Raw genomic sequence first — 12,027 nt, forward strand, 5'->3', positions numbered from 1 at the left:
TCGCTTGTTCGCTTCCCGCGGGCCGGATTTGCTATGATCGCTGTATAAATATACAGCCCTCCGTGCCTCTGTATCTTCCATGCCGTTTGTATCCGACTGCGCCCGATAGCCGTGCCGACCGCCGCTGCCGATCCCATCGCCGGATCTTTCTATTACCTGACTAATTTCGAGCGCGCGCTCGCCTGGATCGCCGAGCGTTACGACGATCTGCTCGACGACGGCGAGCGTGCCTTTCTCGAGGTGTTTCTCAATGACGACGCACGTTTGCCGAAGGCGTCGCGCGCGCTGCTCGTGCGCATGCTGATGCGCAAGGGCACGCTGTTTCGCACGGGTCGGCTCGCGTATGCGGAAATCGGCTGCTCCGTCGCGGCGGCCGCGCCGCTCGCCGCGCTCGGCTGGATCGACGCCGATGCCGCCGTGTCGCTCGACGAACTGTTCGCGCTGGCGACCCGGCCGGAGCTTGCCCGCATGTTCGCCGCTGCGCCCGCGCTCAAGGGCGCGCGCAAGGCCGAGTGGCTCGAAGCATTGCGCGCGCAGCATGCGGCGCCCAGGCGTTATCGCGAATGGGATGGCGAGACGTCTGAAGCCGCGTTGCGTGTGCTCGTCGCGCCGCTGTGCGAGCGCTTTCGGCTGATGTTCTTCGGCAATCTGCATCAGGACTGGTCGGAGTTCGTGCTGGCCGATCTGGGCGTGTTCCAGTACGAGCGCGTCGCGTTCGCGCAATCGTCGCGGGCGTTTCAGCAACGCGAAGACGTCGATGCGTATCTCGCGCTCAGTGCATGTCGCGAAGCGCTGGAGCTGACGGGGGCTGAAGCGCTGGAGCCGCTGCTCGAAGCCGTCGACGCAATCGACACGCGCGACAACGCATGGCTCGCGTTGCGGCGCGCGAAGCTGCTGTTCGCGATCGGCCATCATGCGGAGCGTCGGCACGACTGGGACGCGGCCTTGCGTGTCTACGAGCGCTGCGCGTGGCCGGGTGCGCGTCATCGACGCATGCGCGTGCTCGAACGCGCGGGCCGAGACGAAGCGGCGCTCGCGCTTGCGCTGCAAGCCGCCGCCGAACCCGAGAGCGAAGAAGAGCAGCAACGACTCGCGCGCATCGTGCCGCGCCTGCAACGACGGCTCGGGCTTCACGCGCCAAAGCTCGCGGGCGCGCGCGCCGCGCAGCGCGGTCTGCTCGAACTGCCGTGTCCCGCCGAGCCGATCGCGGTCGAATACGCGGTGCGCGATCATCTTTCGACGGACGACGCGCCCGTTCATTATGTCGAGAATGCGCTGATCAATTCGCTGTTCGGTCTGTTGTGCTGGGAGCCCATCTTCGCGGCCGTGCCGGGCGCGTTCTTTCACCCGTTCCAGCGCGGCCCCGCCGACCTGCATGCACCCAACTTTCGCGTGCGCCGCGCCACGCAGTTCGACGCGTGCTTCGCGCAACTCGATAGCGATGCGTGGCGCGCGACGATCCTGCGTCACTTCGAAACGAAGGCCGGGCTGCAATCGCCATTCGTGTTCTGGGGCATGCTGACGCCCGGCCTGCTGACGCTCGCGCTCGACTGCCTGCCCGCCGTGCATCTGAAGCTGTGGTTCGAGCGCCTGCTGGCCGACATCCGCGCGAACCGTTCGGGCCTGCCCGACCTGATCCGCTTCTGGCCGCGCGAGCGGCGCTATGAGCTGATCGAAGTGAAGGGGCCGGGCGACCGTCTTCAGGACAACCAGATTCGCTGGCTCGACTACTGCATGCAGCACGACATGCCCGTGCGCGTGCTCGATCTGCGCTGGTCCGACGGCATCGATACAGCCCGTCACGCCGGTAGCGGCGACAGCGGCAACGTCGCGCGCAGCGGCGAAGCGACCAGCACGGAGGCGGCATGACGTACGTCGTTGCCGTGCGCACGCTGTGCGAATTCACCGCGCGGCGCGGCGATCTCGATCTGCGCTTCACGCCTGCGCCCTCGGCGCTGGAGGGCATGGCCGGACATCAGACGGTGACGGCGCGCCGCACGGGTGGCTATGAGGCCGAGATCACGCTGACGGGCGCGCATCGCGGGCTGACGGTGCGCGGCCGCGCCGACGGCTACGACCCCGCGCTCAACCGTCTCGAAGAGATCAAGACGCATCGCGGCGATCTCGAACGGATGCCCGCCAACCATCGCGTGCTGCATTGGGCGCAGGCGCTCATATATGGACATTTGCTGTGCGTCGCGCGTGGACTCGAAGCGCTGACGGTTGCGCTCGTGTACTTCGATATCGCCGATCAGAAAGAAACAGTGCTGACGCAGCCGCACACTGCGGCTTCGCTTCGCGCGTTTTTCGAGGACCAGTGCGAGCGGTTCGTCGCGTGGGCCGCGCATGAAGAAGCGCATCGCGACGCGCGCAACGCCGCGCTCGGCGCGCTGCGCTTTCCGTATCGCGAGTTTCGCAGCGGCCAGCGCGAGCTGTCGGTGGCCGCATTCCGCGCGGCGCGCGACGGGCGCTGTCTGATGGCGCAAGCGCCGACGGGCATCGGCAAGACGCTTGGCACGATCTTCCCGTTGCTGAAGGCGTGCGGCGCCGATCATCTGGACCGTGTGTTCTTTCTGACGGCGAAGACACCGGGCCGCGCACTGGCGCTCGATGCGATCGCATCGCTGCACGAAGGCGTGGGGCCGTTGCCGCTGCGCACGCTAGAACTCGTCGCGCGCGACAAGGCCTGCGAGCATCCCGACAAATCATGCGACGGCGAATCGTGTCCGCTCGCGCGCGGCTTCTACGACCGTCTGCCCGCCGCGCGCGGCACGGCGTTGCAGGCGCGCATGCTCGATCGCGCGACGGTGCGCGAGGCGGCGCTCGCGCACGGCATCTGTCCGTATTATCTGGCGCAGGAGCTGGCGCGCTGGTGCGATGTCGTGATCGGCGACTACAACTATTACTACGACAGCAGCGCGATGCTCTACGCGCTCACGCAGATGAACGACTGGCGCGTCGCGGTGCTCGTCGACGAAGCGCACAATCTGCCCGACCGCGCGCGCCGCATGTACAGCGCGACGCTCGATCAGTCCGCGTTTCGCGGCGCGCGCCATGCCGCGCCCGCTGCGCTGAAGAAGCCCTTCGACCGTCTGAACCGCGAATGGAATGCGTTGAGCCGAGAGCGCAACGCGGCATACGAGGTGCTCGCCGCCGTGCCGCCGAAGCTTCAATCGGCCGTGCAGAACCTGATCGCGTCGCTTGGCGACCAGCTCGCGGAAGCACCGCATTCCGTCGACGAAACCGTGCTGCGCTTCTATTTCGACGCGTTGCATTTCGTGTCGCTACTCGAGCAGTTTGGCGATCACTCCATCGTTGACGTGACGCTCGAATCGCAGCACGCCGGCTCGCGCACGAAGCCCGCGACATCGCTTTGCGTGCGCAATGTGATTCCCGCGCCGTTCCTGAAACCGCGTTATGCAGCCGCGCGGGCGACGATCATGTTTTCGGGCACGCTCAGTCCGCAGCATTTCTATCGCGACATGCTCGGCTTGCCCGACGACACTGGCTGGCTCGACGTGGACGGGCCGTTCCGGGCGGAGCAGCTGGACGTGCGGGTCGCGGATCATGTATCGACACGCTGGCGCGACCGTGAACGCTCGCTCGAACCGATCGTCGATCTGATCGCGCGACAGTATGCCGAGCGTCCGGGCAACTATCTCGGGTTCCTGAGCAGCTTCGACTATCTGCAGCGCGTGGCCGGGTCGATGCGCCTGCGGCATCCGCAGGTGCCGATCTGGACGCAGGAGCCGCGCATGGACGAAGCTGCGCGCGACGCTTTTCTTGCGCGATTCGAGACGAGCGGCGCGGGCATCGGCTTCGCGGTGCTGGGCGGCGCGTTTTCTGAGGGCGTGGATCTGGCGGGTGACCGGTTGATTGGCGCGTTCATTGCGACGCTCGGGTTGCCGCAGATGAACGACGTGAATGAGCAGATGCGCCGCACGCTGGAGGCGCGGTTTGGCAATGGTTATGACTATGCGTATCTGTATCCGGGCATGCAAAAGGTCGTGCAGGCGGCGGGGCGCGTGATACGCACAGAGCATGACGCGGGGGTGGTGCATCTGATCGATGATCGTTTCCGGCGGCGGGAGGTGAGGCGGCTGTTGCCGCGGTGGTGGAAAGTGGAATAGGGTTTCTCGTCTGTAATAGGTTTTTTTGTTTGTCTGCGACGCCGGTGTGTTTTGCCGCTGTCGCTGGTATTCGCGATTGCGGTTTGCTTTGCTTTTACCGCAACGATCGCAAAGAAAGGTATCGAGATTGCATGCGCCGGTTGGCTCGATTTTGGCGGCAGTGGCGATCTGGTGATGCTGCCCGACGCACGGTCAACGCAGCACTAGCGGAGCTTCACGCGGTTGATCTTGTCGGAGGCGGCTAACTCAGCCTGTTGACCGTGCCCAAGGGCACGGCATTTTTTTGAACCGGGTTAGTGTTCCATTATGCTCACGTAGAAGAGCCACCACGGATTCGTACTGCGAGATATCGGCTGCGTGCTTCGTCGTTCTGGCACCTTCTGAGGATTGCGCACTGCGGGCACCATCTGCCCTCGGCAATCGAGTAGGGAACAGCGCGCCAGGTGTGCCCCTTGTCACACTCCCAGCTCAGATGCTTTCCCGCGTCAACATATCGTTCAGACAGGCAGCGTCCGCCGCGCGATTTCGCAAGCGCCTGCATGGATTCAAGCGTGCCGCGCATGCTGTCGTAATAACACTGTTTGCACCAGCCACCTTGCAGAATTCTATTGGATGTAGCTCTCCAGGTGTGTCCGCGCGCACAATGCCATTCGAGCGGCGTCGCAGCGTTACGGTACGTTTCCGACAGACATTGCCCGCCGCGTTGCCGCGCAACCTCGCGCATTTCCTCGATGGTATGCGCGCGTGCCAGTCTCGCGCATTCGGGACACCAGGTACGGTGCTTGACCGCTCCCGGTGTCGCCCTCCAGCGATGACCTTTTGCACACTCCCACTCAAGCGGTGAGGAACAGCCGACATAGGCGTCAGACAGGCAGCGGCCGGCGCGCTGTGCGGCGACCGCCTGCATTGTCTTGTCTCCAGCGTATCGCGCATCCGCGCCCGAACGCAGATAGGACACCATGAACGCTGGGCAACAGCGTCAGGGGTCGCGCGCCACCGATGCCCTTCGGCACACTGCCATTCCAGGTGCAGGTTCCCACGGACATACTCCTGGGAAAGACAGACGCCTCCCCGACTCGCGGCAAGGCCGTGCATGTCCTCAATCGTCTTCTTATACCCTCTCATCGTCCGCGTCAGATCAGACTGGAAATCAGGTGACAGCCGCATGTCGCCTTGTGTCCGTGACGTGCGACGGGAACGCCTCCATCCATCATGTTTGCGTCGCCTTCGAGAATGACATTTGGATTGATGTCGGGGTGGAGCGGGCACGTCACCATGTCACCTCTGCGGGCCACGCGTCGACCGCCGTAGCGCATGGTGTCGGAAGCGGTGATGACTTCGCCGCCGTGGTCGGTGGTGTCGCCGAGGCGGATAAGGGCGATCATTGTTTGCTCGCTGGCGGGAAAGGGTTCACGAGATCAGAGGAACGGACCCAGCCGGTTGTCACTCGACCAAAGTTCTCAACATTTGTGTGCGGATTGACGAAACGAACAAGAGAAAACTGATCACGTATTTGCAGTATGATCACTGCATTCCACTTCGCTAGATAGCCTTTTCGCGCCACATATGTTCCGTTTTGATAATCAAAGAAATTGGTTTTTCTTTTTGCAAGAGCAATGCCGATTGCTGGAATCTCCTGTTGGACATAATAACTAACGGAGCGAAAATCGTTAGGATCGAAAGTGAATGTTCCCATTGCGTTTTCACACCCCGCTTGAGCACTTGCAGTCCGGATTATCCATTCATTACCGTTTCGATATAAACTACCATCTATATCAAATATTCGATCCCGTTCGCAAAATTAAGTGAATTTTCGCTCGGAACAAATGTGAATAGCTTGGTAACGGTGTACCCTCTAACGTCAATACTTTTCAACTCCTTTCCATTTTTAAAAAACAGAAAGCTGCAGGAGAATTTTTTATTCTCCAAATCATAAAACCCTGAAACCTCTTCGCCACTGCGAAAACCGATTAAACTTGGGTCGGTGAAAATTATTGCCTGTCCAGCGTGAGCGCTTGAAATGATTTGCGCTAGCAGGAATAGTATTGCGACGAATTTATTTGAATTGGTCATAATATGCTGCGAGATGGATCGCATAATCAGGGTTTGAAGCACGCCAGCCCGAGCCGTTATATGCAGCTGCAACCTGCTCCCAACTGTGAGTTTGCAGACCTTTAACGGCAGCTGGCTTCATGTTTTTCATAAATGCGACAAATATCTCCGCTTGCCCATTCGTCCCCGAAATGAACTTATTGACAATTTCAAAGATGTTTGCACACCCGCACGATGGATAATATTCACCCAATATCTGAAACCCGCCCCAAGAGCAAGCCATCAAAGCCACCTCAAAATCAAGGCTTGCCGCGCGAACCAGCTTTTCATATTGATGCAACCCACCTCGGCCGTAATTATCTTTCTCATTAGGAAAGCACAGATCCGGGAATTCAGGATATGGGTTTGGGGAGATGACTCCTTGACTTGACCGCCTCTCCGTTTGGCTGCCGAATTTACGATTTGCTGCTCTCTTGCCCGTTTTTTGACTGCCAGGTCGAAGAAGTGTCGTCGTTCATACAGTATCGGCGGAAGACCATTCTCCAAAAATGGATGACCTTGTGATTCTTGCTGAACGATTGCCTTAATGGCAGCGACTTCGACGTTTAATTGAGTCGCCATGTTTTTGTACTGCTGTTCGGAAAATATGGCCGGATTGGGGTAGTTAAGTCTTGACCCGAGCACATTAAACGCGATCGTGGTCGGTTTGCCCGTATCGACGACCTTGTAGTGATGTTCGATTGTGATGCTGGTTTTCATCTTGTGGGTCTGTTCGTCTTCAGTCACTTCCTTCTTGCGCGTCGGGGTATCCTTCACAACCTTGCCCTGTTCGGGAGAAGTGGCTGCGGGTTCCGACGCGCCGCCCGGAGGTCACGCCGGCTCGATACCGTCTTCGAGTTCGTGATGATCGTAGGCATCGTCGAAAGCACGCCAATCGCCTGCGCCAATCTCGCACTTCACTCTTGTTGACTCAGCCGTATTGACCGTCACGGTGGAACCTTCGGTCAGCATGCCCTGCTGCTGGATCGTGCCGTCAGGCAGATAGACGCGATACGGCTGGTTAGCGAGCGCCGGACCAATGCCGAGATTCGCGGCAACCGTGCTGACATCGAACGTCTGCGAATAGACGTCGGTAGGGTTCTGCGCAAACGGCGCCACCGGCATGACCGGCAGCGGCATGCGCTTCGAGTCGGCTCCCGGCTTATCCCACGAAGGCGTCTTTTCGAGAATCGGTCCCGGCGATGCGTTGGTGATCCCGCTGCCGTTGATCTGGACATATGAACCATTCGCGCCGATCCACACCTCCTTCGCTGCGGTAATCACGATTCGGCCGTCCGTGCTGCTGACGGTCACATCACCAAGGGCTTCCAGCGACATCGGTCCGCTCTGCGCCTGTGCGACCCACGCACCCTTTGCGGCGATGAACTTCATGCCCTGCTGGTAGGCGAACAGCGACACCGCCCCGCGCGCTGCAACGTGATACGAGCGTCCCGCCGAATAGCTCACATCGCGGCCCGCTGTCACCGCCTGATCGTTCTGGCTTGCCATGTGCGTGCTGTCGGTCGCCGTCGTGGCGATGCCGGCTGCGCTCGTGAGCACCATGTCGGGCCGCGTCATTTCGGGGAAGTCGTTCCCGTTTCCGCCGTTACCCCGGATGGCGTCGTTCTGCGCCTTGATCGTGGTGACCGCATTGGCCTGACTGGCATCAGGCGTCTGCGCGTTGTGCCGCTGCGCGAGCTGCGACAGGTCCTCGTGCTGCCCGCGCGCCTGCGTAAGCCGTGCGATTGTTTCGGCCATGTCCTTGACCTTGCCCGCTGCGCCGGATCGTCCGAACGTGGTCACGAGCAGGCCCATCGCCGCGCGAAGCACACCCCACAGATCGGTACGCAGTTCGAAGCCCTGACCGCGTTCGTCCTGCCGCCCCGCGTTGCCGTCGATGCGCGTGATATAGCCCAGACTCAGGCTGGATTTCGCGTGATCGCTCGCCAGTTGTACCTGCTGTTTGCCGCGTGTGTCATCGAGCGCCAGATGGTTCGACGCCGAGCCATCCCGCTCCCTGCTGCGCAGACCCGACAGCCACTGGTTGTGCGGTAGCTGCCACGGGGGGCGATTGTTCGCGTTGACCGCGCTGCCCGCGATATAGGGCATGTCAGGGTTACCATTGACATAGCCGACAAGTATCTCGCTGCCGATGCGCGGGACGAACACCGAACCCATCTGACGGTTCTGCCACGGCTGCATGACGCGCAGCCAGATAAACGAGTTGTGGTCATACTTGCCCGTGCGGTCGGGGGCGAGCTGGCAAAGCACACGACCCAGAGCATTTGTCCACATCTCGTGGCCTTCGGGTCCGGTCACGACCGCAATCTCGGTGCCCGCAACCGGCCAGTGCGTGACGATTGGCAGGCGGAAATATCCCGCCTGTACCGGATAGAGTTCGAACTCCGTGTCGCAGCGGAATACCTGGTCCGAGCCGCTCGCCTGGTCGTTCGATTCAATCGTGAGGGTCGCGGACACCACCAGATATTCCTGGTTGGCCGCATCCAGCGGGTATTCCGTCAGGTCGAACGTGCAGCCTGGGGTCAGTCCGCGCAGGTGGCCGAACCCCGTTGCGCGCAGTCCCTGGCATCGCCTGGATTGCTGGCGAACCAGCGCCACCTGACGCGCCTGTTCGTCCAGGTCAGGACGTTGCCCGGCCAGACCCTGGGCGCCCTGGAGCGGCTGGCTGATATTCGCGGAACTCATAGAACTCCTGGTCGGCTTCCCCCGTGTCGCGCGGGTAGTCCTCCGACGCGCACAAGGGCGTATTGGCGGCCCGCATGCGGGGCTGCATGTAGTCGTGATCGACAGCGGTTGCCTTGCCTTCCGTCTGACGGCTGCTGAATGCCAGCCGCTCGATGTGTTCCTCGTCGATGCGGTTGTCGCCCGGCGCATAACGGAGCGTTGCGTACGCCTTGCCATGTGAATCGAACGCGCCCATGTGGTCGGCGATCACGAGGCGATGAAACCCGTTGCTATGCTCGAACCAGAAGAACAGGCCCGCGCGTTCACACCAGCGCCTGATGCAGGTCCAGTCACTCTCCCAGTATTGGCGTTGCAGATCGCGTATGGGGTAATGCTCGCCGTGCAACGGCCCGTGGATGCGCCAGTCAACCGAGATCGGATAGGGAGCAAGTAGCTGGCTGATCGCCTCGATCACCGTACAGTTCTGGAACACCCGCCAGTTCTGGCCTAGTGTGGCCTTCTTCAGCGCGGGTTCGATATTGAACTCGTAGACCATCGAACGGTCATCGCGCCGTACAAATCGCGCATCGCACACGACCCCGGATATCTCGCGCACATAGGCACCGATATTGCCCCTGCCGGTATCCCCCGGCATACCGGGCACGAACACGCCCTTGCCGGGCACATCCACATACACGATGACATCGGTTCCGACGATATCGTCCAGATTCAGCGTGATGAGATCGGGGAAAGAAGGCACCTCGATGTCGCTGCGCACGCGCACCGTATATTTGAAAAGTTCGCCAACTGCTTCGGTGCCGTGCAGGTAGACCGGGATGAAAACCGGCTCTGTGATGTCTTTGGGTGGCCGTTGTCCGGTTATGACGTAGTAGTCACGCGGCGGCTGGGGCGGCGTCCATCGGGGCAGCGCTGAACCACGTATCTCCAGCGGTCGTTCCGGCGCCATGTAGACAGAAGAATTAAAGGGCGACCGGTTTTTCATGCGCAAGTCCTTAAGTCTTCACCCTGCGCGATTTTTCGGCCCGCGTTATCGCTCATGTTTTCGTAACGTCCCTGTTGCTTAATTTGTGGAAGCACGTCATCTAGTTCGGAATGCAAATTAATTATTCAGATTCAAACCTATCGGAATCGTGCTGGCGGAAGTGTCAGGATTTGAAAAGAGTGGCAAGCGCGCAACACGTCACGCGAAATAGGTCTGGCCTGATTGCGGCAGGCGAAAAATCGCCATGCCATCGCAGGCAAGACGAATGGAACGCGACACGGCCGATGAAAGTCGGACGCGTCAGAGGCAGGAGCAACGAGAGATGAAGGGCAAAAGAAAGCGCGCTATGAAGGCGGGCCAAACTCTGGACAGCGACATCGGATTCCGAGGCATGGAACCACGCCGTCAGAGTGGCACCGCACACAAAAGACCAGCTCCGTCAGCCATGGCGGCGACACTGTCTCGCGTGAACAGCAGATTGGGCGCGTGAGCCTTGGCCTCGGAATCGACGATTACGAGAAGCCGTTGCAACCCTCCGAACGGCGTTTGCGTTAGTCCATGAGAAACGTTCGAAACGGAGTTATGCGCGCCGTTTGATCTTGAGCATCCTGAACGACTTGCCAAGACCGGACTGATGCACCGCATACCACAGACTCAGTTCGTGCTCGCGCAATGGATCGCGGAGTGTGACGGCGTCAATCGCGCGCCGGCACGCACGCCGCGCCGATTCGCCTGCGTTGGCCCGAAGAAGCGATTCCCCCGGTTCAAGTCGTGCGAAGAAAGCGCGGCCTATATTTTTGTTCCGACCGCGCGCCCCCCGCACACGGTCCCGGCCGCCGACGCCCTTCCTCGGAATACCCGGCCGGACCACAGCCCGCCACGAGCGGGCTTTTGTTCCTCTGTAGCGATTTCGCCTTGGAGATTACGCGGCTTCACCCTGGCGGGCTGAACCAATCGCGCGGTGCATGCACGAGCCACGGCAGCGAACCGGGGTTGAATCTTTCCGCAACGCGTGGCGAGCCTTTGCGACTCCGAGTGTTGTCGCCCGCGCAAGTTTCCGCGTGGGTTGGTGCGCGGGGAGTGGAAATGGTGTGTGCCGCTCCCTGGTATCGAAGGTTTGAACAGTTAACGTCCTTCATCCTCGCTCTCCTGTGACAGTTTGGCCCTGACCGTCTCCGCATCCCTGTTGTTTTCGTGCATGGGATGGAACGTCGAGCGTAAGCCGTTCGTTCAGAAATGGATTCCTGGGAGGCGCAGTGACGAAAGGAGGCAAGCTGGACGGGACGGGGCGTGCAAAACTTCTGCAAAATGTGTCCTGCGGGTGTCCTCGAAAATAAGTGAAATTTGCTCAGAGTATGGGGATCGAGCCAGTATCCTCCTTGCGGGACAGGCTTTGAGGGAATGAGGGTTTCCCCACACAGGGGCAACGCCTGCGCCGCGAGGCGCATTCGCGGATGCCAGCGACAGTGGCAAAAGCAACCCGCATCGCGGATGCCCGCGAAAGGGCAAAACAAGCCACATTCGCGAATGCCAGCGAAAGCAGCAATTCAAACCAGCGTCGCAGACAACAAAGAAAACAAACCAGCGTCGCAGACAAAAAAAGAAAGGAGCCCACGTGGACCCAAGCGAGTACCGCTTCACAACGATCTGGCGCGTCGACGCGCCGCTGGAAGCAGTGTGGAATGCAATCCACGACCCGGCCCACTGGCCGCAATGGTGGAAAAGCGTCGAACGCGTGATCGAAGTGGAAACCGGCGCAACGGACGGCGTCGGCGCATTACACCGCTACACATGGAAAGGGCGCTTGCCCTACCGCGTCGCCTTCGACATGCGCGTGACCCGCGTCGAGCCGCTCGTGATGCTCGAAGGCGAAGCGCGCGGCGATGTCGAAGGTACCGGGCGCTGGCAGTTCTCCACGTATGATGCAGTCACAGTCGTGCACTACGAATGGCGCGTGCGCACGAAACGCGGCTGGATGAACCTGCTCGCGCCGCTCGCGCGCCCGTTCTTCAAATGGAATCACGATTACGTGATGCAGCAGGGCGGCGAAGCCCTCGCCAGTCTGCTCGACGCGCGCCTCGTCGGCATCGAGCATTCGTGACGGCCAGGTTCGCGGCG

The 12,027-nt window shown here is 60.9% G+C and carries 9 protein-coding genes; 3 read left to right on the forward strand and 6 right to left on the reverse strand.

From position 1 onward, the window contains the following. Positions 1-111 precede the first annotated feature (111 nt). Together J8I87_RS09810 and J8I87_RS09815 are read left to right on the forward strand one after the other, a co-directional pair. Positions 112-1,869, forward strand: a complete 1,758-nt coding sequence (locus tag J8I87_RS09810; protein ID WP_209931262.1) for a VRR-NUC domain-containing protein — start codon at positions 112-114, stop codon at positions 1,867-1,869. Then, positions 1,866-4,130, forward strand: coding sequence for an ATP-dependent DNA helicase (locus J8I87_RS09815; protein ID WP_209931263.1), 2,265 nt, complete (start codon positions 1,866-1,868; stop codon positions 4,128-4,130). The genes J8I87_RS09810 and J8I87_RS09815 overlap by 4 nt, the downstream gene beginning before the upstream one ends. Positions 4,131-5,263: 1,133 nt before the next feature. Here the strand turns inward: J8I87_RS09815 and J8I87_RS09820 are convergent. The 6 genes from J8I87_RS09820 to J8I87_RS45645 form a co-directional block, all read right to left on the reverse strand. Beyond that, entirely contained in the window at positions 5,264-5,515 is a 252-nt protein-coding gene (locus tag J8I87_RS09820) for a PAAR domain-containing protein (protein WP_209931264.1), read from the reverse strand. Next, positions 5,512-5,826 carry a hypothetical protein gene (locus tag J8I87_RS09825; protein ID WP_209931265.1) on the reverse strand — a complete coding sequence of 105 codons (315 nt, stop codon included), beginning with the start codon at positions 5,824-5,826 and terminating at the stop codon, positions 5,512-5,514. The genes J8I87_RS09820 and J8I87_RS09825 overlap by 4 nt, the downstream gene beginning before the upstream one ends. Before the next feature lie 360 nt (positions 5,827-6,186). Further along, positions 6,187-6,522, reverse strand: coding sequence for an N-acetylmuramidase domain-containing protein (locus J8I87_RS09830; protein ID WP_409518740.1), 336 nt, complete (start codon positions 6,520-6,522; stop codon positions 6,187-6,189). Beyond that, positions 6,465-6,998 carry an N-acetylmuramidase domain-containing protein gene (locus tag J8I87_RS45945; RefSeq protein ID WP_209931267.1) on the reverse strand — a complete coding sequence of 178 codons (534 nt, stop codon included), beginning with the start codon at positions 6,996-6,998 and terminating at the stop codon, positions 6,465-6,467. Before J8I87_RS45945 ends, J8I87_RS09830 begins: the two co-directional genes overlap by 58 nt. A 54-nt stretch (positions 6,999-7,052) precedes the next feature. Then, a complete protein-coding gene (locus tag J8I87_RS45640; protein WP_209931268.1) occupies positions 7,053-8,927 on the reverse strand; it encodes a type VI secretion system Vgr family protein in 1,875 nt (624 codons plus the stop codon). Beyond that, positions 8,863-9,909, reverse strand: coding sequence for a phage late control D family protein (locus J8I87_RS45645; protein WP_209931269.1), 1,047 nt, complete (start codon positions 9,907-9,909; stop codon positions 8,863-8,865). Before J8I87_RS45645 ends, J8I87_RS45640 begins: the two co-directional genes overlap by 65 nt. A 1,615-nt stretch (positions 9,910-11,524) precedes the next feature. Here J8I87_RS45645 and J8I87_RS09850 point away from each other — a divergent pair. Then, positions 11,525-12,010, forward strand: a complete 486-nt coding sequence (locus J8I87_RS09850; protein WP_209931270.1) for an SRPBCC family protein — start codon at positions 11,525-11,527, stop codon at positions 12,008-12,010. Positions 12,011-12,027 lie beyond the last annotated feature (17 nt).

The sequence above is a fragment of the Paraburkholderia sp. LEh10 genome (genome assembly GCF_017814945.1).
In the GTDB taxonomy this organism is placed as follows: Bacteria; Pseudomonadota; Gammaproteobacteria; order Burkholderiales; family Burkholderiaceae; genus Paraburkholderia.

What these genes read in the sequence shown, in the direction of transcription:
- J8I87_RS09815 (WP_209931263.1), top strand. Translation starts at nt 1,866, where the DNA reads ATGACGTACGTCGTTGCCGTGCGCACGCTGTGCGAATTCACCGCGCGG.
- J8I87_RS09820 (WP_209931264.1), bottom strand. Translation starts at nt 5,515, where the DNA reads ATGATCGCCCTTATCCGCCTCGGCGACACCACCGACCACGGCGGCGAA.
- J8I87_RS09825 (WP_209931265.1), bottom strand. Translation starts at nt 5,826, where the DNA reads ATGGGAACATTCACTTTCGATCCTAACGATTTTCGCTCCGTTAGTTAT.
- J8I87_RS45640 (WP_209931268.1), bottom strand. Translation starts at nt 8,927, where the DNA reads ATGAGTTCCGCGAATATCAGCCAGCCGCTCCAGGGCGCCCAGGGTCTG.
- J8I87_RS45645 (WP_209931269.1), bottom strand. Translation starts at nt 9,909, where the DNA reads ATGAAAAACCGGTCGCCCTTTAATTCTTCTGTCTACATGGCGCCGGAA.